Consider the following 23497-nt stretch of genomic DNA (forward strand, 5'->3'; position numbering starts at 1 on the left):
AAAAAAGCAGGTTTTAATTTGAGTGACATTCCTTTATAAATCATATAATTCGTTCCTTGATAATGTAGTTACAGCTATGATATGTTGAATGGGAGCTAAAAGTAAATATTTGTTAAAATAGCTGTTTTTGCCAAGTGGAACTATAACGGCGTAAACAAGAACAGCATTACTCCCCCAATTTGCAATTGCATTAGGATCTATATTTTGCATCTTCTATTGCTTCTTGCGCCAAAATTAATGCAAATTGTGCAAAGCGCATGTCACTGCAGTCTACTTTATTGTATGGGCGAGATACCTGATTCACTATGGCAAAGGAGATTTCCGAAATCTTTATGATTATTTCTCAGCGCTGAAATAGCCCCCTAAGCCAGTGATAACGACATGATTAGGTCATACAGCACTGTGCTCAGTAGCTTGTTGCATTAAAGTATCAATGATCACAATAATGTCATAAACGGTTTTAGCTTCTTTTGCTTTATCTGCAATATCTAGGTTAAACTCTTCTTCTAAAGTAAATACTAAATTAACCATATCCAGGGAGTCGTCACAAATCTCATGCAGGGGTTGAGTTATCTGTATATTTTCAGGTGGAAGAATAAGAACTTTTGCTATAACCTGTAAAACACGTTTTTGTACTTGCTGATTCATAAAAATCCTTATTTAGATAATCAAATTTAAATTGTATTAACGAATCTAAATCGCATAATGCTTTTCAAAAACTTAGATTCTATGTGAACAATTTTAAATTGAAAAACTTAGCAATACTGATTGAAGAGATCTTACAACTTCTGCTTTTTTATGCAAGTAACAGGTTGCATAAAATAAGTAAAGAACGCATACTCAAATCCTGCATTTAAATGGAAGTGATAACGTTTTAAAATGGAGGTTTTATGTCAATTGACGTGGTTTTATGCGAAAAATCGAAACACTTTAATGATTTTTTACACGTCCCCTTTCAACTACATAAATACAATGAGAACTGGGTTCCCCCATTACACCATACTACAAAACGTATCCTAGATAAAAAAAATCCATTTTATAAAGAGGCAGAAATTAATCATTGGGTTGCTTACCATAGAAATAAGGCTGTTGGTAGGATATCGGCTATCATTAATAGATTGCATCACAAAATACATGATGAAAAAATTGCTTTTTGGGGCTTTTTTGAATGTGAAAACTCGAATGAAGTAGCGAGTGTTCTTTTTAAGCACGCAGAACGTTGGGTTGTTGGACAGGGCATGCAGGGTATGCGTGGACCAATGAATCCTTCAATAAATTATGAATGCGGGTTACAAATTTCTGCTTTTGATACGAAACCCTATATTATGATGCCTCAAAATCCTGAGTACTATATAAATCTAGTAGAACAAGAAGGATATAAAAAAATAAAGGATCTTCAGGCATGGACTGTGGGTATGGATGAGATTGCATTTGACCCTAAAAAAATACAGATCATAAAAAAAATATGTGATAAATATCATATTACAATCAGAACAATCAATATGAAGGATTTTAAAAATGAAATAAAATTGATCGTTAAAATTTATAATGATGCCTGGGCAAAAAACTGGGGTTACTTACCTTTAGATGTCGAGGAATTTTATTATTTAGCTTCAGAGTTAAAATCTTCAATTTTACCTAATTTAATATTTATTGCTGAGGTAGATGGAGAACCATGTGGATTTTCAGTGGGACTTCCAGATCTGAATCAGTTATTAATTCATGCAAGAAACGGTAAATTATTTCCTTTCAATTTCTTAAAGTTACTTTGGCAATTCAAAGTTAAAAAAATAATTAATCAAGGCCGTGTTCCATTATTGGGTGTACTTCAAAAATATCAGCATCTTCCAATAGGAGGGCTGCTTTATTATGAATACTTCCGAAAAATAAATCAGCTCAACTATCAACAGGGAGAGTTGTCCTGGATATTGGAAGACAATCATGCCATGCAAGCAGGACTTGAGTTAATTAATGCAACACACTATAAAACCTATAGAATTTATGAGAAAAGCTTGGGCAACGTTTCCTGAGTTTTCATTTCCTCAGAACCTATAGTCCTCTCTTGCGGAAGGAATTTAAATCGTATGATGTTATTTTTTCCGAAGATTGGGAAATGAGGAAAAGGAAAAATCTACGCTTTTTAATCGATTGCTTGGAATGGAGAATGAAACAAATATTGCTTGGAATGTCTCGATTGTTATTACATGTCATTTTAGGACGTCGTCCAACAGGAATCGATCGAGTGATAATTTCCTATTTACACTATTATAAAAAAAACGTCCGAGGGGTATTTCAGCTTAAACTTGTTCGTTGGCGATTTAATTTTATTTTGTCGCATTGTGCTACACGTCAGATAATGCACTTGATAGATTCCAAATCAAAGTTTTATCGGGTCAGGATCGCATTATTGTTGATTAAATCGGTTTTGAGGCAACAAAACAAACAAAATTTAGCGGGAAGTTTTTTGTTGAATATTGAGCCTACCCGATTTGATGGTTATCCTCAAATAAGCAAACAAGCAGGAGTTATGAATCTATTTATGGTACATGATTTAATTCCTTTGAAATATCCTGAATATTGTCCCCCCAAAAGACCTAAAAAGTTTTTAGCGATGGTTGCTCATGTAGTAACGTTTGCACATGGTATCCTGACTAATTCGAGATCAACGTTAGAAGAACTGCACGCATTTACCGCATCCAGTCATAAACAATTACCTCCAACTGAGGTTGTATTATTAGGGAGTAATACTTTGTTTGACTCTCCAGCAGTGATGACAAAACAGCTGCTCGCTCAACCTTATTTTGTGATACTGGGAACTATTGAACCGAGAAAAAATCATTTACTGCTGCTCCAAGTGTGGCGTCGTTTGGCGGAACGAATGAAGGAAAAAACGCCTCGATTGGTCATAATAGGCAAAAGAGGTTGGGAGTTGGAAAATATCGTTGACTTTTTAGAACGATGTGAAATTTTACGAGAATTAGTTATCGAACGTTTTGTAGATGATAATGAGTTAGTGAATTATTTAAGTCATGCGCAGGCTTTATTATTTCCAACTTTTGCAGAGGGTTATGGGCTACCCTTAGCGGAAGCTTTATCTTTAAAAGTACCTGTCATTGCCAGTGATTTGCCTGTTTTTAAAGAAATTGCTGCAGATATTCCAGAATATCTTGATCCACTTGATGGGTTATCCTGGTTAGCAATGATTGAAGCCTATACTGACAACAATAGCGCACAACGAGTATCTCAGCTTAAAAGATTATCTCATTATAGCCTTCCCACATGGGCAGATCATTTTACAAAGGTAGATGCTTTTATGGACAGTTTAAGAAGAGAGCCCTTGAATTAGGTTTTAAGAACAAATTATCAAGACATTTTAATTATTGACTTAATTGTTCATTATAATATTCCAAGGTTTCTTTTGCTAAATTTTTCCAGGAGTAACGCTGTACACTTATTTTAGCCTGTTGAATTAACCTCTGACGCAAAACCGGATCGTCGATAAGCCGTTTTATGGCCTGTACTAATGCGTTACTGTCTTTGGGTGGAACGAGCAAAGCGTCATGATTATCACGCACAACACTCATATAACCTTCAATCTTTGTAGTAACAATAGGGATGCCCGCTGCCATTGCTTCAATTAGAACAATACCAAAACTTTCATTACCAATTGATGGAGCGCAAAAAATATCTGCGGTTTGATAAAGGGCAACTAACTCTTCATCACTCACTGTCCCTAAATAGAGAATGTCTTGCAGATCAAAATGATTCAATTCATGGGGAACAGACGCTCCTGTCCATCTTGTTCCAGTGACTATCAGCCGTAGTTTAGGGTAATTTACTTTTAAAAGTTGATAAGCTTCCAATAAATATCGCAAACCTTTTCGTTTATATTGTGCATGGCCGACAAATAATAAATTAATATAATCCGAATCATCTAACAGGGGAATAGATGGGACAGATGAAGAAAACTTATCCAAGTTAACTCCATTAGGAATAATTTTATAATCATAAGGAAAATATTGTTCGATATATTTTGTTGCTGGTTGGGAAACAGTGATTCGTCCATGTAGCCGGTTTAACCATGTGTTTAATATAGGACGAAACATCCGATAAAGCAGTTGTCCTTCTTCATAATATGTATGAAAAGTAGCAAATAAGGGCGTTTTTTTGTGGAACAATGCACTGATACACAAGGGCGGTATTAAAGGTTCTTGGATATGGACTATATCAAAGTTCTCGGAGTTTAAAACTTTATATAAAAAGGAGATTGCTTTTGGACTGAGTAAGATATGCGGGGGGATGTATCTTCCTGTTTTCGCTGCCGAAGGAAAAGAAGTAATCTGAATAAAATTGGGTATACGTGAGGTTATGGAGGGTTTCGAAGATGGTCCGATAATATAAACCGAGTTTCCTTGATTTGTTAACTCATTCGCCAGGTCGCAGACATGATTTTTAACACCGCTAGGGGTAGCATAGTCACAAGTTGATACAAACGCTATTCTCATTTTAGTAGATTCATATTTTTATAAAATAGACAAAGCTTACTTATTAAAAGTCAATTTCTGATTTAACGAAACAATCTAAAAACGATCCACCACTATTAAGGAATATCTCAGATTGAACATACAGTATCATCACAATGAAAGTTTAAAATAGCCTTTTATTCCACTCCTGTCAATGAGATAAATTGCTTATAAGTATCGTGTAAAAAATAGTTAATTTTCTATAGGCTTAATAAAGAGATTTTTTAGTTTAAGTATAAATCCTGCATTAGCTGATTAAATACATCTAAATTTTCCTTATTAACAACTAAACCGTCGTTAATACAGAATCTGGTAGGCTTATCTTTTTTTATTGCATTTAGACTGTTCTCCAGATTGCGGCAATCTAGACGAAAAAAATAATCTTTCTCTTGAATAAGATAAGCTTTTTTAAAATACAAGTTTATGAAGCAAGATAAAAAGACAGCATGTATGTTGTCATCAGTTCTAAAACGAGATTGACTTGTTGCCAAAAGTTTTTCTTTGATTGTATTGTTTGCCCACATTTGTTGATAACTGCTTTTAAATAAAGGAGTACATTGATGTATTGGAAATTGAAAAAAAGAGTAGCCTAAGTTTTTGGGAGGCATATATTTTTTTTTAAAAATTTGATATGCATTAAAATAATGACGATCATGACCTGATATAATCCTCTTAGGTAAAATATTGGGTATGATTTTAGTGCTTACAGCGAATCGAGCTTGATTGTTATCAAAGAAATATTGTTCTGGCACTAGCCGACCAAGAAACATATCATTATTAAAATAAATAAATTGTTCATTAAGTGCCGGAATTCTGTGTAAGTTTGCTTCGATAGCAAGACTATTAAATGTTGGGGAAAATTGATCAATATGTATTTCCGGAGGGCAAATATCGATTTCATCGATCCAAATAATTTTTTTTTTAATGATTTGGGATAATCCATCAATTTTAGGAAATTGATAGCGTTTTTTTATAATAAAGATTTTTTCTATCCAAGGTGCAAACTTTTCTAGGCTTAATAGACTATAAAATAGCTCTCCATAATCTCGGAAGCGAGCCTTGTGAATGGAGCTTGATAAATTTGATGATATATTTTTGTATTGGTTAAATTCATCAAGCCATTGAGGATCATTACAATTTACCCAGGTATATACTGCATCTATTGGTTGATGCATTTTTTTGCTTCTCCTAAAGGTTTACATTTTGTACTATATTTTCAGAGCATTGGCATAGCAATGATCTGATGCTTGATTTATACGCCTGTTTGAATAAGAATTTAACTGATCATTTAAGAGTTCTTATCATCCTCTACTAATGGCCTTCTTTTGTACAACGACCTTTGTTCTCGAGGAGGGTAGATTTCCTCCTAACGCCTTATAAAGATTAATTTGAGTTACTTGAAGTCGAACCATATTTTGTAAGTAAGCAAACTCTATGGAATTCAATTCTTCTTCTGCACGAAGCACTGTATTAAAATCAGAGGAGGCTTTATGATAAGCAGCTCGAGCCAGTTTTAAAGCAAGACGTTTTTGTTCCACTGCACGCTTGAGATGACTGAGACTTTTTTTATGATGCTGAAAATAATCATATTGAGTTTCAACCTCATGCAATGCACGCAATACAGCGATTTGATATTGGATGACTGCAATAACTTTTTCACGTTTTCGTAATTCAATACTATTGAATAAACCAACATTGAATAAGGGCGCTCCAAAAGTTCCAAAGAATCTGGATTCGGGATTTTGTACTGTGAAAAAATTACGTGCAGTAAGAATACTGCCTGCAATAGTTTGTGTTTGCCATCCTAATAACCATCCTACTGTGATTTGAGGCAATAAGTTTGCCATGGTAACACGAATATTAGCATGAGAAGCCGCTACTCGTCGTTCCGCTGCTCTAATATCTGGCCGTCGACGTAATAGTTCAGCAGGAATTCGCAGATTAATATTTTGAGTGATTTGAGGAATTGGTTTAGGTGGTAATAATTTTTTTGCCAATACACCTGGATTATTTCCAGTTAATAACTCTATTTTGTGCAGTAGGGCGGTAATGTATGCTTTATTTTGTTCTAATTCAGCTGCTTGCGTTTCAATTAGTCCATCTTGTTGCGATATATTCAGGTAACTTGCATATCCTGCTTTATAGCGGGACTTGATAAATTGCAGTGTTTGTTTGTTGCCTGAAATATTATGGAGCAATACAGCATTTTTTGTCTGTGCTTCACGTAACTCCAAGTAGGAGGAGGCAATTTCGGAGTATAAATTAATCAAGGCAAAATCCAGGTCTGCTTGCTCAGCTTGTAAATTTGCTTTAGCCATTTGGTTCATTTGGCGCTGTTTTCCAAAAAAATCGGGATTTAAAGAGCCACTTAACGCAATCAGTTGATTGATATCAAATCCTGTTCCAGTAGGAGGGGACGCAGTAAGACCTAATGATGGCAATAATTGTGCTACAGCTACAGCGTGTTGGGCTCTTGCTACATTTACTCTTGCTTGTGCCATTTTTAAATTTAAACTATAGACTGCTTGTTGTTCAATCAGATCGTTTAATAAGGGATCGTGAAAATTACGCCACCACGCCTCTTCGTTGTTTACCAAGTTGGCACGTTGTACTTTGTGACCCCAGCTGGATGGCAGGGGAGTGCTGGGCGGAACATATTTTGGACCTATGGAACATCCATTCAGAATTAGAGTAACAACTAATGTAAAATAAGAAATATAATATTTCATGGGATGATCATGTCTTTTTCTTAACAGCAATATGGGCATCAAGTTGTCGACCAGCAGCAAGATCAGGGTAATCTTTTCGATCAAAAAAGTATAAAGCTTCTTGTACTCGCGCGTTGAGGCGATCATTAGTGATAATGTAGCGATCAAGTTGAATAAAGGTTAAAGGGATCTTTAGTTTATCTCCAGTTAAATAAACGGAGGCTTCAGGGGAGTATTTTTTCGCATCCCGCTCCTCTATAGAAACTCGGACAATCACTTTTTGATCATCTCCTAAGAGTATCACTTGACTTCCTGCTCCAACAAATTCATCAACATGCGCATTAATTTGTAAAACAATGCCATCTTTGGGCGAGGCAATGTAAAATTGATTCAGTGCTAATTTTGCATTTCTAAGATTCGCTTTTGCAGCATCTAAGCCGTTCTGTAATTGTTTGATTTGAATTTTACCCATTTTCACTTCATATTCTTTTTCCCGTAATTCAGCTGGATTAAGAGCACGCTTATCAATACTCTTTAAGCGTTTTAATTGCGATTGGGCATGCTTTAAGTTTTTTGTTTGAATCATGAAATTATTTTCTGCTTGTTGAAGCGCAATCTTACTGACGGTTACATTATGTAGTCCTATGGTGTCATCGAGTGAGAATAAAATCTCTCCTTTTTTTACCATCTGCCCTACTGTGACATTGATTTTTTTTACAATTCCACTTTGAATGCTTGGAACATGAGTCATATCGTTCCCAGAGTCAAGAATCGCGGGGGCAATTATTTCTTCAATTGCAGCAACTGGAACAGATATATTTTGAGCGATTATCATTTTGCGACTCAATAAAAAAGATGAGCATAAGCCAATGATCAAAAGTAACAGAAAACTCCCACCAATAATTTTTCTTTTCATACTGTTTCCTTTCGATAAGTTACTTGATAATCATTTAATCCCTTAAACTCAAGTATTTTATCCGCATGTGACATAATACGATAATCATGAGTAGAAATTAAAAAAGTACATCCATACATTTGAGCGTATTCCTGTATTAGCGAAAAAACCAAGTCACTGCTATCCCTATCTAAATTGCTGGTGGGTTCATCACAAAGAATTAAATGGGGTGCGCGAATTAATGCACGTCCCATCGCTATTCTTTGTTTTTGTCCCCCGGACAGAGTATCTAATTTGGAATGAATATGGATTTCCAATCCTAAACGAATCATCAATTGTTTTGCTTTCTGATGGGCTTTCTCAGGTGACTCCCCATCGATCAATAACGGCAACGCTACATTTTCAAGAGCAGACAAAGACGGAAATAAATGAAGATGTTGAAAAAGGAAGCTGATATGGGCGGCACGAAAAGCAACTTTTTTTTTCGGTGACATTTTATAAAGGTCATTCCCTGATATCGAACAAATTCCTTGATCAGGAGAGAGAATTCCTCCGGCGATCATGAGCAACGTTGTTTTTCCGCATCCAGATGCACCTATTAACATGCCTATTTCGCCTGGATTAAGTGCTAATGAAAAATTATCTAATACAGAAATCGTGGTAGTACCCGTTTGGTAGGTTTTGCCAATACCCATACAATGTAAGACTGGAGATTCACTGGTATCCATTAATTTGAGTCGCGACATAATTCTACCGTATCCAAACGTAAGACTTTTAAGATAGCAAAATAGGATGAAAAAACAATGATTATTGTTGAACCTAATGCACCTAATAAAATGATCTGCCAAGTGAGATGGAATGCAACAGTAGTATCATGAAAAATAAATCCAAATAGGGCTGTTAATATTAGCCCAAGGGTATAGCCCAATCCACCGATAATAGAAGCTTGAAATAATACCATGTTAATTAATGATGAACTGGAAACTCCTAACATTTTCAACATGCCAAATTGATGAAGATGGGTTAAAACAAAATTAGTAAAAATCTGCCACATCATAACAAGTCCAATAATAAACCCAACAATGGCTATAGCAATGAACGCAATAATAATAGGTGTTTTTTCTCGGAAAAATTTATTGGCGCGATCGATGAATTGAGAGGGGGTTAATGGGAGAAGTCCCGTTGCATTGCGAATGGCAAAGGCAACTTGATAGAGATTAGATGAAGGCTTTAGTTTGACTAAAATAAAAGAAGGCTTATTAGAAATATTGGGGATATGATTGCTCGTCATATAAGCTTTAGGCTCGTACATATAAGTACGTAGGGGTTTTGTAATCCCTGTTATGATCCACTTATTTCGTCCTTCAACCAATTTGTCGCCAAGTTGGAGGGATTTTTTATTCGGTCTTTCAAACTGTTTTAACGCATAACCATCAATGATAATTGAATTGGCACGGTGGATTGTGGAGCGGTCGCCTGCAATCATAGTGTCAGGTAAGCCAAGTAGGGTGTCAGGATCTACCCCAATTAGCTCCCATGTTATAGTTTTCGCAGTTTTAGGATAAATCATCGTTTGCCAGGATCGATATATTTGTTTCGCCCAGAGTACTCCAGGAATACTACGAACACGATAGACATCTATAGGCCCAAAACGCACAGGATCAGCAAATGTAAATGAGTTGTCTGTCATAACCCATAAATCCACTCCAGTGATCGCCCGAATTGGTGCTACAATGCGATCAGTTACTCCTTGGTAAATAGCCGGTTGCTGCATGATAATGAAGGCAGAAAATGTAGCGCCAACTACCATACCAATAAACTTGCGTTTACTGTTCACGAGCATTTTAAAAGCGACTGAAAACAAATTGATATGTGTTACATTAAATAATGAGTGAGCTATTCTACGAATCATTTCTCTAAACTTGGTGCTCTGTGGCAACCCTAATATGTTTATCCTTAACCATAACAGCACTTAGTAGTTTAAACATACCCTTTAGATAGCACAAGCTAATTTGAGATATTTAATGAGATGTTTTTCATAAATATTATGGTATACAACGAGTTAACATGTTTTATTTGTACGATGACTTAGGCGTTGTATGTATTTTCATTGAATGCTGTTGTATAGTTCCAATCTGGATGTGTACTTGTTAGGGAATGAAATGGGTCGGTATTTATCAAAAAATCATCCTGCACAGATGTTTTTAATGTTATGGCGTCACCATAACCTTATTTTCCAACTCATTAAGCGAGATATCTTAATGAGATATCGTGGTTCTTTTGCAGGAGTATTGTGGCTAATACTCGCCCCTTTACTGATGCTAGGTCTTTATACGCTTGTGTTTAGTGTTTTTATGCGTATCCAATGGCCAGGTGTCACTAATAATCTAATGTATTCATTACTGATCTATGTGGGTTTAATCATTTTGAATTTTTTTTCTGAATGTATGAATCGCTCACCTATTATGATCGTTAGTAATGCTAATTTTGTAAAAAAAGTGGTTTTTCCTATTGAAGTTTTTCCATGGGTGATCATTGGAACAACTCTATTTCATGCAATGATTAATACGTTAATATTAGTAGCATTTTCTTTCTTTTTACTAGGAAAAATTAACATAACGATTTTGTTACTTCCTTTTTTGTTTCTCCCTTTAATCTTCTTTACTTTGGGTCTGAGTTGGTTTCTTTGTTCGGCAGGGGTATATATAAGAGATATTGCTCATCTGATGGCTTTTCTTTTACAAATTGTGATGTATCTTTCGCCTGTTTTCTATTCAATCAGTATGTTACCTGAGATGTTTCAAAAAATTTTACTCCTCAATCCATTGACTTTCATAATTGAACAAGCTCGAGGTCTTGTTATTTTTGGAACATTTCCCCAATGGACTACTCTAAGTGTCTTTTTTGTAATGAGTATGTGTGTTGCCTATATAGGATTTCTTGGATTTCAGAAAACAAAGGATGGTTTTGCAGATGTATTGTAGCTGAAATAATCTTCCATTATATAAGCTTAAAAGAGCGTCAATGTATATTCGCTACAATCAAATACACTTCCTTTATTTTTAATTCATAGGTATAGAGGCGCTCCTTTTTAATGGAGCCTAATTTTCAAATAATTATTTTAGGCTCTGTTACATTTCTACTATCTTGGTCACTAGCGAAATGTAAACAGAGCCTACTATCGAAAAATTTACGCGGGAATTGTGTTGTGGCATGATTGATACTTTTTATTGCTCAAAAAATCATGGTAAGTTTTTACAATTCCTTCGCGTAAAGAAGTCCGAGCAACCCAGCCAAGTTCTTTCATACGATCGATATTTAATAGTTTCCGTGGCGTGCCATCAGGTTTCTCTGGATCAAATGCGATAGTTCCAGTATACCCAATCACATCCATGATGAGTTCAGCTAACATATGTATACTCACATCCATTCCACTACCAATATTAAAGATGCCTTGAGCGGCAGGATGCTCCATAAGAAATACACAAGCATCGGCCATATCATCTACATAAAGGAATTCTCGTTTAGACCTACCTGTACCCCAAATCAAAAGATGTTCATCGTGTCGCAATTTCGCTTCATGTGTTTTGCGGATCAGTGCGGGTAGCACATGGCTATTATGCAAATCATAATTATCATTGGGACCATAGAGGTTCGTTGGCATGGTACATACATATTGCGTCCCATACTGGCGGTTATAACTTTCACAGAGTTTTATCCCGGCAATTTTAGCTATGGCATAAGGTTCATTTGTTTGCTCTAAGGAATCTGTTAATAAATAGTCTTCGCAAATCGGTTGAGGACAATCTCGTGGATAAATGCAACTGGATCCCAAAAACAATAATCGCTTAACGCCAGCCTGCCAGGCAGCATGAATTACATTGGTTTGTATCATTAAATTTTGATAAATAAATTCAGCACGATAATAATTATTGGCATGAATTCCACCGACTTTCGCAGCTGCTAAAAAAACATAATCTGGTTTTTCTTGATTAAAAAATGCCATGACATCTGCTTGATTTGTAAGATCCAGTTCAGCACGGCTACGAAGAAGTAGATTTTTATATCCTTTCGCTTGCAATTGTCGAACAATAGCTGATCCCACCATACCGTGGTGACCAGCAACATAAATTTTTGATGAAGTATTTATCGTCGTATCTTTATTCGTGATAATCATAAGCTGCAAATCCATGTTGTTTTACTAACTCATCTCGTTGCGCTATTTTGAGATCTTCTAGCATCATTTCAGAAACCAATGATTGGAAGCTGGTTTTGGGAATCCAGCCTAATTTTTCTCTTGCTTTAGTTGCATCCCCTAATAAATTATCTACTTCAGAAGGACGGAAATAACGCGGGTCCACGCATACAATCTTGTTACCATTTTGATCACAACCAATCTCTTTATCGCCTTCACCATGCCAAGTAATGTTAATATTGACAACTTGTGCAGCTGCTTCTACAAATTCTCTGACACTAAATTGTTGGCCCGTAGCTATTACGAAATCTTCCGGTTGTTCCTGTTGTAGCATGAGCCATTGCATTTCTACATAATCCCGCGCATGCCCCCAATCCCGCATTGCATCCAAGTTTCCTAAATAGAGGCATTTTTGTAAACCCAGCTTAATTCTTGCCAGAGCTCGTGTAATTTTGCGGGTTACAAAAGTTTCGCCGCGGATTGGACTTTCATGATTAAATAAAATTCCATTACACGCATAGATACCATAGGCTTCCCGGTAATTAACAGTGATCCAATAAGAATAAAGCTTGGCAACAGCATAGGGGCTGCGCGGATAAAATGGTGTGCTTTCTTTTTGTGGCACTTCTTGCACTAAACCATAAAGTTCTGATGTAGATGCTTGATAGAAACGAGTTTTGCCATTCAGTTTAAGCAAACGAATGGCTTCCAGGATTCTTAATGTGCCAATCCCATCCGCATTAGCTGTGTATTCTGGAGTTTCAAAACTGACTGCAACATGACTCATTGCAGCAAGATTATAAATTTCATCTGGCTGAATCTCCTGAATAATGCGAATTAAATTCGTAGAATCCGTGAGATCCCCATGATGCAAAATAAATCTTCGATCTTCTTGATGAACATCTTGATAGAGATGATCAATTCTATCGGTATTAAATAAAGAGGAACGACGTTTAATTCCATGAACTTCATAGCCTTTACGAAGTAAAAGCTCTGCCAAGTAGGTTCCATCTTGCCCTGTAATTCCAGTAATTAATGCTTTTTTCATTTTTTCCCTTACGAAATACTTTTCTTAAAGTAAAGTTATATTCCATTGCCTTTAATAATTTTAAGCACGTCCATAATTATCGTGAAAGCGAACAATATCATCTTCACCTAGATATTCACCGCTTTGTATTTCAATCATTACCAAATCAATCACGCCTGGATTTTCTAAACGATGTTGATGACCTGCTGGAATGTAAGTAGATTCGTTGGTATTGACAAAAAAAGTCTGCTCACCATTTACTACCTTGGCCATACCACTTACCACTACCCAATGTTCGCTGCGGTGATGATGCATTTGCAGGCTTAGACTGGCTCCTGGTTTTACTTCAATACGTTTAATTTTGAAACGATGGCTTTCTTCCAACACCGTGTACGTACCCCATGGTCGATGAACAGTACGATGGAGCTTATGTGCGTCATGCCCTTGCATTTTAAGTTGTGTGTAAATGTGTTTCACATCCTGTGTGCGGGATTTATCAGCCACCAACAATGCATCAGGAGTATCAATGATAACGAGATTCTCAACGCCAACCGCACCTACAAGACGCTCATCACTTTGAATATAACAATTAGCGACGTCATGCAAAAAAGCTTCGCCTTCAATTCGGTTCCCTTGATTATCTGCTTCCACCAGATCACCTAATGTGGCCCATGAACCTACATCTGTCCAGTTGATATCACAGGGAACTACTGCGATTTCTGACGATTTCTCCATCAAAGCATAGTCAATTGAAATATCGGGTACTAAATTAAAACTCGCTGCATCCAGTTCAAGTTGGCTAAATCCTTTTCCTTCTGCATGACTGGATTGATCGATACAATGTTTGGCTGCAGATAAAATAGCGGGGCAATATTTTTCCATTAGATGCAGCACGCTCTCTACAGTAAAAAGAAACATGCCGGAATTCCATAGAAATCGATTCGTTGCCAAATAAGTTTGCGCCTTCTCGAATGAAGGTTTTTCAATGAAACGAAGTACTTGGGAACCTTCTGCTTCGATATAACCATAAGCAGTGCTTGGCGCATCAGGTTGAATACCAAAAGTGACTAATTGACCTTGCATCGCCAATTCCCTGGCTTGTGCTACCGCATTTTGAAAAGCATCTTGATCATGAATTAAATGGTCTGCCGCCAGGACCAGCATTAAAATATTTTCACCGTATATTTTGTTAATTTGCAAAGCTGCAATAGCAATCGCGGCCGCTGTATTCCGTCCAAAGGGTTCTAGAATAAAAGAAGTTGAAACGGCGTTTTTATTAATCGCCCGATATTCGTCTTCTATCTTAAAAAATAATTCACGATGAGTTACTGTCATTACCTCTTTGACTTCGGGTAATAAGGATGCACGTAAAAAAGCTTTCTGTAATAGGCTTTGCCCATCATGTATTCGGATAAAAGGCTTAGGATGTAATTCTCGAGAAACTGGCCAAAGGCGCGAACCTGCACCACCACAAAGAATTATAGGTATTAACTGCATAAACTTCCCCTGTATTTTTGATGACATGCCTTTGTTCTTTTACTAAATGGTAAATTTAGCTTGCTCGTTAATGTAATTTAATTTTACTAAATTGTCGATGGACTCAGAGACGTTTCTTCTTTAAAAATTTTAAATTGCATAAAAAAATCAAGTACATTAGAATTTGCAAGCATAAGTTAAAGGGACTTAAATAAACTTAACTCGCTGTACAACTCGAGTCTAAATAAGGAAACTATGTCCTCCAAGACAAAAAGCTAGAAAACTGTTTTACTATTTGTCTTTCTTTAACCAAGAAAAAACATTTCTAATGTATTGCGCTACACAATGCGTTGAAGATGTAAATTTGTTGCCAAATGAGAATTAAAAAACTATAGGTGGAATGCAGTAATTAGCTGAAGCGCTAACTGCTTTGCTTTAGATTTAACGAAGAAAGGATGTCGAGTTAAGGATAAATAGCCGAATCAACATCTTACACTAGTATTTTAGTGTTACTGAGCACATGAAGAACAAGACATTGCACTAAGGAAAAACTTGTGTTGATTCGATGGGAATAAGGAGTGATGCCCACTAGGTTTCCAGGTGGAAAACTTATTTTACATCATTTTATTTAAGACTATTAAAGGGATGTTATTATGTTGTTTACCACCCCAATATTTTTATTTTTCTTTTTACCTATTTTTATCTCTCTATATTATTTATGTCCAGCTTATGGTGAATGGCGCAATTTATTTGCCCTGATAGGAAGTATTGTTTTTTTTTCCTGGGGGGAGCCTGTGTATGTGTTTCTTTTGCTAGCTTTTGTTTATTTTGATTATCTTATATCAAAAGCGATATCGGAAACGTCATCTCTATCACTTGCAAGAAAAAAAGTACTTTTATGTTTGGGGATTGTTCTCAATGTAATCATATTGATTGCATTCAAATATACTACGTTTATACTCAAGGATATTTTTTATCCATTGAAATTATATCAGGGAGAGCTGCCTCTAGGCACTGGGCCTTTATTATTAGGAATTTCTTTTATCACATTCCATAAAATCAGTTATTTGGTAGATAGTTTTAAGGGAAGGGCTACGCCTCCGAGAAATTTTTACGATTGCGCTCTGTATATTTTTTTATTCCCTCAGCTGATTGCAGGACCAATTATTCGATACCATGATATAGGTAACCAAATCCAAAAAAGAACATATCCGAGTTCATTGTTTTTAGTGGGATTTTTTCGTTTTTGTGTCGGATTTTCTAAAAAAATATTAATTGCTGATCAATTAGGTTTCGTTGCTGACCGTGTTTTTTCTCTCCCTTTACATGAATTGTCTTTGGGCGCGGCGTGGGCAGGAGCATTTTCTTATATGCTGCAAATTTATTTTGATTTTTCTGGATACTCTGATATGGCGATTGGTTTAGGTGCCATGATGGGTTTTCGTTTCCCCGAAAATTTTAATCAACCTTATTTATCTAAAAGTATCAGCGAATTTTGGCGACGATGGCATATCAGTTTATCCAACTGGATGCGTTTGTATTTGTACATTCCTCTTGGGGGTAATCGAACTTCTAAATTCAGATCCTTTATTAATTTATGGATTGTTTTTCTGATTTCTGGTTTTTGGCACGGAGCCAATTGGACTTTTATAGCATGGGGGGCCTATTATGGTTTTTTCCTGTGCTTGGAAAAATATTGTTCAGAGCTCTATCCCAAACTAAAGGATTATTTTCCCGATTTGTTGCGTTTTGCTATGACCATGGTCATTGTTTTATTTGGTTGGGTACTTTTTAGATCACCAACATTTGCCTATGCTCTTGGTTTTATAAAAGTGATGTTGGGCATTACTACGTTGAAATTCAATCACCACCCCTGGGGTTTATTGATTGGCAATCGTGATTTATTTTTATTACTTCTTGGTTCTATTATCGTATTTTTTAAAGTTCCTGGAATTACATTACGTTTGCCCACATGGTGGCATAGTGCCTGGAGCGATACTATGGTGATTCAGGGTATTAGGGAGCAATCATTTCTATTTGCTGCGACTGTGGTTTTGTTAGCATTGGCAACTATGGGGATGTTTAGTTCAGATTATACTCCTTTTCTTTATTTTAGGTTTTAAACATGAACAGCAAAGAAAAGGAATTTACTCGGATATTTTCAATTATCATCGTAGTGTTGTTATGTCTGCCACTCCTTCAATCAGTTTTTCATGTATTTTATGAAAAACCGTTGTATGGTTATGTGGAAAAGAATTTGGAAAAACCCAGTAGTTTGGTTACGAGTTGGTTTGATAGGAAATGGCAAAAATATTGGGAAAACGTATTTGATGAGAAAGCGGGATTTAGAACGGTTCTGATTCGCGGTTTTAATGAAATTTCCTTTCGTCTTTTTTCAGAGATGCCACGCCTAAATCTTTATTCGACCAAAGAACATGGACTATACAGCAAAATGTCGATTGACCAATTAAATTATGAATATACTTATCGTAAGAATTTAACCAAGTCTTATAATGAATTTGCTAAAAGAATTCAGGAACTTCAACAATTGCTAGCAGCCAATAATAAGCATTTTGTCGTTGTTATTAGTAGCTCCAAAGCTTATGTTCATCCCCAAGGGCTAGGCAAAAGATTATTGGTTTCTACAGATAAAAATCTATTTCGAAAAATAGCGAGTCTTGGTTATGAGTTGAAGAAGCAAGGAGTGAATGTTATAGATTCTGCACCGTTTTTGCGCAAATTTTATCGAAAGAAAGCTATTGAAACTCATGCTAATACAGGATTTCATTGGAACTATTATGCTGGATGCATGGTTGCTCAGCAGTTATTTTATAATGCCGAGAAGACACTCACAGATATTCCTAAGCTTGAGTGCGGTAATCCGATTTATAAAAAACCAGAACTGGTTGATTTGGATGGTTTATGGCTGTTGAATGTATTTTCTAATGTTAATTTGGCAAAACTCAGTCCATACCCTCAACCATCAGCGAAATTTCCTGCAAAGTATCTACCAAAAATCCTTCTTGTAGGCGATAGTTTTATGGACCAAATCATATCTGCACTGGATCGTTCAAAAGCTTATGATGATTTAATTTTTTCACGCTACTTTAAAACCCGGACAGTTCATAAACCAGAACGCAGTTTCTCTTTTAACGATTTTCCGTCATTGACCGAAAAACAGATCCAAGGCGATATCTTAGATGATGTTATGAAGAGCGATTTAATTGTATTACAAATGGTGGATTACAATATTAATGCATTCGGGTATGGGTTTGTAGATGCTTTGTTGGAGCGATTAAATCCTGAAGTTCAACCCCATTCCATACCCCCTATAGTTGAGCTAAAAATTATTCACGTTAATAATGCATATCCTCAAGAGAAGAATGAGAGAAATTGGTGGTATTGGGTTAAGGATAAAATTATCTTCCAACTAAAACCTCTGGATGTATTTTTAGAAATGAAAAATACAAGATTATATTTTGAGTATGATCTTCATGGTGCGCAACAATTGGTCGTTTATCTGAAAGGAAAGGATATTGAACATAAAATTATTATTGATCACCCTACAAACGGAAAGAGGGCGGTCTATGATCAAATACTTGATATCCCTCCTGCATCCCTAACTGAAATTACCATTACGACAAATGGCAATGCCACACGTTTAAATGAAGCCGATTCCAGAGTTGCTGCTTATGCCATCTTTAATCTAAAAACTATACCAATGAGTTGAACAAATATCTCAGATAGTCCCGAAATTATCTATTTTGATAGAATTTTTTCTATAGCAGATCCCCAAGTTAAGACAAGAATCCTAACTAAACATTAATTGTCACGGGGCATATTGATAAATTTCGCATTATCCAAGCAGCTTTTCACTGATTATTTGAACTTAAAGAAGACGCTTTGCCATGCATCAACAATAATTTCTGCTAATTCATTGGGTGATGTTAAAAATCTGATTATTCATCTCCCTACACTAAAACATTGTCTTTTCTTAGTCATTTCTATTGTGAGATAACTCTCAATAATCTCGCGACTTGTACATCTACCATTTTTTGAATCATATCTTGGATATTTACTCTTGGCTCCCAATTTAAAACCCGTCGTGCTTTGGAGGCATCTGCAACCGTCTGTGACGTTTCTAAAGGTCGAATCAGGGCTGGATCGCTGATTACATGTGCTTGCCATTCTTTACCCACATGTTGGTATGCGATAGCACATACTTCAGCTAAAGTGTGTAATTTTCCTGTACCAATCACAAAATCCTCGGGTTTATCTTGCTGCAGCATAAGCCACATTGCATGCACAAAATCGGGTGCATAACCCCAATCACGTGCAATGTTTAAATTACCCAGCGCTAATTTACCTTGTGATACCAGTGCAAGGCCTCGTTCGTTCACATCGGGTGACTTATTAATCCCGAGCTTAGCACAGGCCGCACCATAAGCTATCTTTTGGGTAAGAAAATGAAGAGGGCGACGCTCGCTTTCGTGATTGAACAAAATACCATTAACAATAAATAACCCATAGCTTTCGCGATAGATACGCATCATCTGATGGCTAAATACTTTGGAAGCAGCATAAGGATTGCTTGGATTAAAAGGTGTTTCTTCATTTTGAGGGGATGTTTTAGTGTGTCCAAACATGTCTGAAGATGATGCATGGTAGCATCGTGCTTCGGGGCATAATCGACGCAAAGCTTCCAAGAGATGAATCGTTCCCATGCCATTCGCATTCAAGGTTTGATGTACTTGGGTCCAGGATTGGCCAGGGCGTGATTGGGATGCGAGATGGTAAATCTCATCGGGGCTTGAAACGTCAACTGCAGCAGAAATATCCGCTTCATTGGAAATATCCCCATAGATCATCTGTACGTTGCTTAATGGCTCGGGTATCTCTGAGCTTGCCTGAGATGTTTTACGAGCAAAGCCAAATACTTGATATCCTTTTTTTAACAACAACTCTTTGAGAAAAAAACCATCTTGGCCATTAATCCCTGTGATCAAAGCACGCCGCATAAAGACCTCACTCACTTAAACTATTTTCAGCATCCCATTTAAAACTTTTGTTTTATTTTTTTGCCAGTTTATTTGTAAAGCCGCAATAGAGTCTCTTATTGAATTTAAGAAGTCAATCTTTCGATGAGCGTAATTGCAATTACCTTTTGATTTTATTGATTCTTAATGAACTTTATATTATTTTAAGGGATGGTTGAACCCGAGGCAGATTGGGTTTTAAAGTGGGGAAAAGGATTTGCGGATTGTACTTAAAATGATTTATTACTTTGCAACCATGAATGGTAATTGTCACGATCCTCAAATAATAAGAAATCATAATACATTGAGTATATACCCGTGACTTCTGAAATTGTTATAGATGTTGCTAACGTTAGCAAGCGCTATGAATCTTACTCAAAACCTCAAGATAGATTGAAGCAGGCTCTAATGTCTCGGCTCTGTCAAACAGGCGCATCTTTAGGTATTGTTAAAAATAAAAAACCTACTTACTACCAAGAATTCTGGGCATTACAAAATGTATCGGTTCAAGTGCGTAAGGGGGAAACCCTCGGAATCATTGGTCGTAATGGCAGCGGAAAAAGCACCTTATTGCAAATTATTGCGGGGATTTTAACCCCAACAAGTGGAAGTGTTATCGCTAAAGGTCGACTCGCGGCGCTCTTGGAGTTAGGCAGCGGCTTTAATCCAGAATTCACAGGAAAAGAGAATATCTTTCTTAATGGATATATATTAGGACTCAATCAAACAGAAATTCAGCAACGGTATGAGCAGATTGTCGAATTTGCTGATATTGGTGATTTCATTAATCAACCTGTAAAAACATATTCGAGCGGAATGTTTGTGCGGCTGGCTTTCGCAGTTCAAGCCCATGTTAATGCGGATATCGTTATTATTGATGAAGCACTCGCTGTGGGCGACATATTTTTCCGTCAGAAATGTTATGCTCATTTAGAAAAATTAAAAGAATCGGGTACCGTCATTTTATTAGTGTCCCATTCGATGAATGAAATAGAACAGCACTGTGAGCGAGCAATTTTATTGGAAAATGGTAAACCATTTTTTATTGGTAATGCTGTCGAGACTACAAAACATTATTATTTATTGCATCAACCCGGGTGGCAAGCAGTGCAAGAATCTTCGACAAAGCAAATAGTTCCAGAGCAGCGCATACAAGAGGCTCATTCTAATAAAACAGATATTTGGGATGACAATTCTATATTTATGGATGCTTCTCAACTAAAGCAAGTTACCAATCATATGGCCAAATGCACACGATATGTTTTATGTGATAAGTTGGGGAATCCGTGTACCCGATTTTCTCAAGGTGACGTAGCAGTTTTTTATTACGAATTTCTTTTATTACAGGCTATAGCTATTCCTCTGGGGGGTATTGTCATTCGAAATGATAAAGGCATCATTGTTCATGGTAAAGGTTCTTTAGAACACAATGTCGATGTTTCTTCTGAACATTTCAAAGCAGGGACGCTTATTCGCTGCAAACAAATGATTACTTTAAAATTACAGCCGGGCGAGTATAGCTTTGAATTAGGATTCGCTAGTATTGATTCCAAGAGTTATAAAGATAAATCTTTCCTGAAGCACGAAGAACTATTCAGTCAAATTATTCGAATCTGTCATTTACCCGATGCTGGTGTTCTGAGTGTAAGAATGCGTACTGGCGAACGCTCCGGTCCACCATTAACTCACCATGGAATTGTTGATTTACCAGGAAAATTCATGTTTGATTTTTCGCAACATGATGAAAAATTATCGTTAGCTCAATCAGTTGAAATATCCAAGAAACGAAATATAGCCTATGCAGTATTGGGTAACGATGAATAAGCATCCTTCGGATAGAAGATAGTTAATAGACCATTGGCTCTAACGAACTAAAACTATGCAATAAGCAAAAACTATTATTGATGATTTAGATTTGAATTTGAGATGCGGCTAGCATTATCCACAGGATTCACTGGAGTGTAATTATTTAAGGCTACTCCATGGTCTGCGGACTTGTGGATAATGTGGGCTCTGAGAGTTAGGTGCTAAATTTTAGACCCACTACCCCCTCGAGGGAGTCTTCTACCAGGTCAGGGGAGAATGGGGTAGAGCAAAGATTACGAAAATAGATTAATAAACTCCTTGGAACAGGAGTTCACATAGAAGGGGCTTACGCTTTATGTTAAAAACTAAGCAATTATTAGGAAAACTTCTTTCTGATCAAATTAAGCAAAAATCTCTTAAATCGCCAATCAAAGATGTGGAATTTGCTGTTTATTCACAGTTTGGAGAAGACGGTATTATTCAGTTTATTACACATCATTTAGCAGACGCCATAAAAAATAAGATATTTATTGAAATTGGTGTGGAAGATTACACTGAAGCAAATACTCGTTTTTTACTAGAAAATAATAACTGGGAAGGCATTATTATTGACTGTTGTGAAAAGAGCATTAACAGCATTAAAGCAAGCAATTTTTTCTGGCGAAATAATCTTTTTGCTAAGAAACATTATATTACGAAAGATAATATTCATAGTGTTATAAGTGAATTGGATGTACCTGACGAGATCGGGCTATTTTCATTGGATATTGATGGTAATGATTATTGGGTCCTGAAAAGTCTGATGGAATGCAATCCAAAATTTGAACCGGCGATTATTATTTTGGAATACAATAGTTTCTTTGGCAAGGAACTATCGGTATCTATCCCTTATAAAGAAAATTTTACTTGGAATACAACCTATCCACCAACTTATTTTGGAGCGTCTCTTCGTGCCTATTACGATTTATTGAAAAATCACGGGTATGTTCTTATAGGATCTACTATGGCGGGGAATAACGCCTTTTTTGTGCATAATAATGTTAACCAAGGAAAACTAGAGGCACTCAGTGTTGAACAAGCTTATCGAAGAGCATTGTTTAATTTAATGCCCTGTTACACAAAAGATAAATTTGTAGAACAATTAAAGTCCTTACGCTATTTACAAGTTATTAATCTGAAAGACAATCAACCTTTACGTTTGACCGGAACGGAGCTTACCAGTAACACAGTATTAGAAGAATTTAATTGCATTAAAGATTTTTTGGTATACGAGGATATTCAGTTCCTTAAAAATGCTTATCGTTATTTATTATGTCGAGAACCAGATGAAAATGAATTTCAAAACTTCCTACCTCAACTAAATCAAGGAGTCCCGCGAGAAGAAATACTCCACGCCATTCGATTTTCTGAGGAAGGAAATAAAATAAATGTTATCCTGCTCGATTTAAAGGAGCAGATGTTTGTCTAGCTTAAGCAAATAAGGTTTCCGCTGTTAATGGGAATTTCTAGAGCTCAGAAATAGATTGTAATACTTCTTTTTTTTTCTAAAAATTTTCTTTGATAGCGTGATTAATATGATCTTGAAGCTTTTTGTGGCGTTGTTATTCAGAGTTATTTATCAATTATTGTTTACAAAATTTCCATGTGATGTTTTTATTGTATTCACTAAAAAAAGTAAGATATACTGCAAATAAGAAGTTGTATCGGATTTGGGTTAGGTGATTATGCTCGTGGATTGAACTGCTTTCCCCTGTCTTAAGTATGTTTTATTTTTTCAGATTGACTGAGTATGAGCATATTTTTTTTTGAAAAAGCTTCGGTGGGTATTTAG

The 23497-nt window shown here is 36.2% G+C and carries 19 protein-coding genes; 7 read left to right on the forward strand and 12 right to left on the reverse strand.

Annotated features, from left to right (window positions below; translation table 11 throughout):
• Nucleotides 1-33: 33 nt before the first annotated feature.
• Together FOLKNPGA_RS06880 and FOLKNPGA_RS06885 are read right to left on the reverse strand one after the other, a co-directional pair.
• Entirely contained in the window at nucleotides 34-210 is a 177-nt protein-coding gene (locus FOLKNPGA_RS06880; RefSeq protein ID WP_182352336.1) for a hypothetical protein, read from the reverse strand.
• A 180-nt stretch (nucleotides 211-390) separates the two neighbouring features.
• Nucleotides 391-648 (reverse strand): acyl carrier protein, encoded by a 258-nt coding sequence (locus FOLKNPGA_RS06885; protein WP_182352337.1) that lies wholly within the window; start codon nucleotides 646-648, stop codon nucleotides 391-393.
• Nucleotides 649-890: 242 nt separating this feature from the next.
• On the opposite strand from FOLKNPGA_RS06885, the gene FOLKNPGA_RS06890 reads away from it, so the two are divergent.
• Nucleotides 891-2030 carry an N-acetyltransferase gene (locus tag FOLKNPGA_RS06890; RefSeq protein WP_182352338.1) on the forward strand — a complete coding sequence of 380 codons (1140 nt, stop codon included), beginning with the start codon at nucleotides 891-893 and terminating at the stop codon, nucleotides 2028-2030.
• Between the two features lie 134 nt (nucleotides 2031-2164).
• On the forward strand, nucleotides 2165-3346 hold the full coding sequence (locus FOLKNPGA_RS06895) for a glycosyltransferase family 1 protein (protein WP_182352339.1): 1182 nt from the start codon (nucleotides 2165-2167) through the stop codon (nucleotides 3344-3346).
• A gap of 31 nt (nucleotides 3347-3377) precedes the next feature.
• Here FOLKNPGA_RS06895 and FOLKNPGA_RS06900 read toward each other — a convergent pair whose 3' ends face one another.
• From FOLKNPGA_RS06900 to FOLKNPGA_RS06925, 6 genes are all read right to left on the reverse strand, one after another.
• Complete coding sequence (locus FOLKNPGA_RS06900) at nucleotides 3378-4505, reverse strand: glycosyltransferase family 4 protein (protein ID WP_182352340.1); 1128 nt, start codon at nucleotides 4503-4505, stop codon at nucleotides 3378-3380.
• 242 nt (nucleotides 4506-4747) lie between these two features.
• Entirely contained in the window at nucleotides 4748-5698 is a 951-nt protein-coding gene (locus FOLKNPGA_RS06905) for a Stealth CR1 domain-containing protein (RefSeq protein WP_182352790.1), read from the reverse strand.
• Between the two features lie 126 nt (nucleotides 5699-5824).
• Nucleotides 5825-7252 (reverse strand): efflux transporter outer membrane subunit, encoded by a 1428-nt coding sequence (locus FOLKNPGA_RS06910; protein WP_182352341.1) that lies wholly within the window; start codon nucleotides 7250-7252, stop codon nucleotides 5825-5827.
• A gap of 7 nt (nucleotides 7253-7259) precedes the next feature.
• Nucleotides 7260-8147 carry an efflux RND transporter periplasmic adaptor subunit gene (locus FOLKNPGA_RS06915; protein ID WP_182352342.1) on the reverse strand — a complete coding sequence of 296 codons (888 nt, stop codon included), beginning with the start codon at nucleotides 8145-8147 and terminating at the stop codon, nucleotides 7260-7262.
• Complete coding sequence (locus tag FOLKNPGA_RS06920) at nucleotides 8144-8872, reverse strand: ABC transporter ATP-binding protein (RefSeq protein ID WP_182352343.1); 729 nt, start codon at nucleotides 8870-8872, stop codon at nucleotides 8144-8146. The genes FOLKNPGA_RS06915 and FOLKNPGA_RS06920 overlap by 4 nt, the downstream gene beginning before the upstream one ends.
• Entirely contained in the window at nucleotides 8854-10038 is a 1185-nt protein-coding gene (locus tag FOLKNPGA_RS06925; RefSeq protein ID WP_182352344.1) for an ABC transporter permease, read from the reverse strand. Before FOLKNPGA_RS06925 ends, FOLKNPGA_RS06920 begins: the two co-directional genes overlap by 19 nt.
• A 250-nt stretch (nucleotides 10039-10288) precedes the next feature.
• Here FOLKNPGA_RS06925 and FOLKNPGA_RS06930 point away from each other — a divergent pair, with 250 nt between their 5' ends.
• Complete coding sequence (locus tag FOLKNPGA_RS06930; protein ID WP_232890812.1) at nucleotides 10289-11110, forward strand: ABC transporter permease; 822 nt, start codon at nucleotides 10289-10291, stop codon at nucleotides 11108-11110.
• A gap of 206 nt (nucleotides 11111-11316) precedes the next feature.
• On the opposite strand, the gene FOLKNPGA_RS06935 is transcribed toward FOLKNPGA_RS06930, so the two are convergent.
• Genes FOLKNPGA_RS06935 through FOLKNPGA_RS06945 form a run of 3 tightly spaced genes read right to left on the reverse strand, consistent with a single transcriptional unit; the run spans nucleotide 11317 to nucleotide 14845 of the window.
• Nucleotides 11317-12303, reverse strand: a complete 987-nt coding sequence (locus tag FOLKNPGA_RS06935; RefSeq protein WP_182352346.1) for a GDP-L-fucose synthase — start codon at nucleotides 12301-12303, stop codon at nucleotides 11317-11319.
• Nucleotides 12287-13369, reverse strand: coding sequence for a GDP-mannose 4,6-dehydratase (gmd, locus tag FOLKNPGA_RS06940; protein ID WP_182352347.1), 1083 nt, complete (start codon nucleotides 13367-13369; stop codon nucleotides 12287-12289). Before gmd ends, FOLKNPGA_RS06935 begins: the two co-directional genes overlap by 17 nt.
• Nucleotides 13370-13429: 60 nt before the next feature.
• On the reverse strand, nucleotides 13430-14845 hold the full coding sequence (locus tag FOLKNPGA_RS06945) for a mannose-1-phosphate guanylyltransferase/mannose-6-phosphate isomerase (protein WP_182352348.1): 1416 nt from the start codon (nucleotides 14843-14845) through the stop codon (nucleotides 13430-13432).
• 632 nt (nucleotides 14846-15477) lie between these two features.
• On the opposite strand from FOLKNPGA_RS06945, the gene FOLKNPGA_RS06950 reads away from it, so the two are divergent.
• Together FOLKNPGA_RS06950 and FOLKNPGA_RS06955 are read left to right on the forward strand one after the other, a co-directional pair.
• Complete coding sequence (locus FOLKNPGA_RS06950) at nucleotides 15478-16947, forward strand: MBOAT family protein (protein ID WP_182352349.1); 1470 nt, start codon at nucleotides 15478-15480, stop codon at nucleotides 16945-16947.
• A 2-nt stretch (nucleotides 16948-16949) separates the two neighbouring features.
• Nucleotides 16950-18554 (forward strand): hypothetical protein, encoded by a 1605-nt coding sequence (locus FOLKNPGA_RS06955; protein ID WP_182352350.1) that lies wholly within the window; start codon nucleotides 16950-16952, stop codon nucleotides 18552-18554.
• 274 nt (nucleotides 18555-18828) lie between these two features.
• Here FOLKNPGA_RS06955 and FOLKNPGA_RS06960 read toward each other — a convergent pair whose 3' ends face one another.
• Entirely contained in the window at nucleotides 18829-19842 is a 1014-nt protein-coding gene (locus FOLKNPGA_RS06960) for a GDP-mannose 4,6-dehydratase (protein ID WP_182352351.1), read from the reverse strand.
• Nucleotides 19843-20268: 426 nt separating this feature from the next.
• On the opposite strand from FOLKNPGA_RS06960, the gene FOLKNPGA_RS06965 reads away from it, so the two are divergent.
• The gene (locus FOLKNPGA_RS06965) at nucleotides 20269-21684 is read left to right on the forward strand and encodes an ABC transporter ATP-binding protein (protein WP_255466065.1); all 1416 of its coding nucleotides are present in this window, start codon (nucleotides 20269-20271) and stop codon (nucleotides 21682-21684) included.
• A 337-nt stretch (nucleotides 21685-22021) separates the two neighbouring features.
• Nucleotides 22022-23134 (forward strand): DUF4214 domain-containing protein, encoded by a 1113-nt coding sequence (locus FOLKNPGA_RS06970; RefSeq protein ID WP_182352353.1) that lies wholly within the window; start codon nucleotides 22022-22024, stop codon nucleotides 23132-23134.
• Nucleotides 23135-23497 lie beyond the last annotated feature (363 nt).

It is taken from the genome of Legionella sp. PC1000 (genome assembly GCF_014109805.1).
Taxonomy (GTDB): domain Bacteria; phylum Pseudomonadota; class Gammaproteobacteria; order Legionellales; family Legionellaceae; genus Legionella; species Legionella resiliens.

What these genes read in the sequence shown, in the direction of transcription:
- FOLKNPGA_RS06880 (WP_182352336.1), bottom strand. Translation starts at nt 210, where the DNA reads ATGCAAAATATAGATCCTAATGCAATTGCAAATTGGGGGAGTAATGCT.
- FOLKNPGA_RS06885 (WP_182352337.1), bottom strand. Translation starts at nt 648, where the DNA reads ATGAATCAGCAAGTACAAAAACGTGTTTTACAGGTTATAGCAAAAGTT.
- FOLKNPGA_RS06890 (WP_182352338.1), top strand. Translation starts at nt 891, where the DNA reads ATGTCAATTGACGTGGTTTTATGCGAAAAATCGAAACACTTTAATGAT.
- FOLKNPGA_RS06895 (WP_182352339.1), top strand. Translation starts at nt 2,165, where the DNA reads ATGAAACAAATATTGCTTGGAATGTCTCGATTGTTATTACATGTCATT.
- FOLKNPGA_RS06900 (WP_182352340.1), bottom strand. Translation starts at nt 4,505, where the DNA reads ATGAGAATAGCGTTTGTATCAACTTGTGACTATGCTACCCCTAGCGGT.
- FOLKNPGA_RS06905 (WP_182352790.1), bottom strand. Translation starts at nt 5,698, where the DNA reads ATGCATCAACCAATAGATGCAGTATATACCTGGGTAAATTGTAATGAT.
- FOLKNPGA_RS06910 (WP_182352341.1), bottom strand. Translation starts at nt 7,252, where the DNA reads ATGAAATATTATATTTCTTATTTTACATTAGTTGTTACTCTAATTCTG.
- FOLKNPGA_RS06915 (WP_182352342.1), bottom strand. Translation starts at nt 8,147, where the DNA reads ATGAAAAGAAAAATTATTGGTGGGAGTTTTCTGTTACTTTTGATCATT.
- FOLKNPGA_RS06920 (WP_182352343.1), bottom strand. Translation starts at nt 8,872, where the DNA reads ATGTCGCGACTCAAATTAATGGATACCAGTGAATCTCCAGTCTTACAT.
- FOLKNPGA_RS06925 (WP_182352344.1), bottom strand. Translation starts at nt 10,038, where the DNA reads ATGATTCGTAGAATAGCTCACTCATTATTTAATGTAACACATATCAAT.
- FOLKNPGA_RS06930 (WP_232890812.1), top strand. Translation starts at nt 10,289, where the DNA reads ATGGGTCGGTATTTATCAAAAAATCATCCTGCACAGATGTTTTTAATG.
- FOLKNPGA_RS06935 (WP_182352346.1), bottom strand. Translation starts at nt 12,303, where the DNA reads ATGATTATCACGAATAAAGATACGACGATAAATACTTCATCAAAAATT.
- gmd (WP_182352347.1), bottom strand. Translation starts at nt 13,369, where the DNA reads ATGAAAAAAGCATTAATTACTGGAATTACAGGGCAAGATGGAACCTAC.
- FOLKNPGA_RS06945 (WP_182352348.1), bottom strand. Translation starts at nt 14,845, where the DNA reads ATGCAGTTAATACCTATAATTCTTTGTGGTGGTGCAGGTTCGCGCCTT.
- FOLKNPGA_RS06950 (WP_182352349.1), top strand. Translation starts at nt 15,478, where the DNA reads ATGTTGTTTACCACCCCAATATTTTTATTTTTCTTTTTACCTATTTTT.
- FOLKNPGA_RS06955 (WP_182352350.1), top strand. Translation starts at nt 16,950, where the DNA reads ATGAACAGCAAAGAAAAGGAATTTACTCGGATATTTTCAATTATCATC.
- FOLKNPGA_RS06960 (WP_182352351.1), bottom strand. Translation starts at nt 19,842, where the DNA reads ATGCGGCGTGCTTTGATCACAGGGATTAATGGCCAAGATGGTTTTTTT.
- FOLKNPGA_RS06965 (WP_255466065.1), top strand. Translation starts at nt 20,269, where the DNA reads ATGTCTCGGCTCTGTCAAACAGGCGCATCTTTAGGTATTGTTAAAAAT.
- FOLKNPGA_RS06970 (WP_182352353.1), top strand. Translation starts at nt 22,022, where the DNA reads ATGTTAAAAACTAAGCAATTATTAGGAAAACTTCTTTCTGATCAAATT.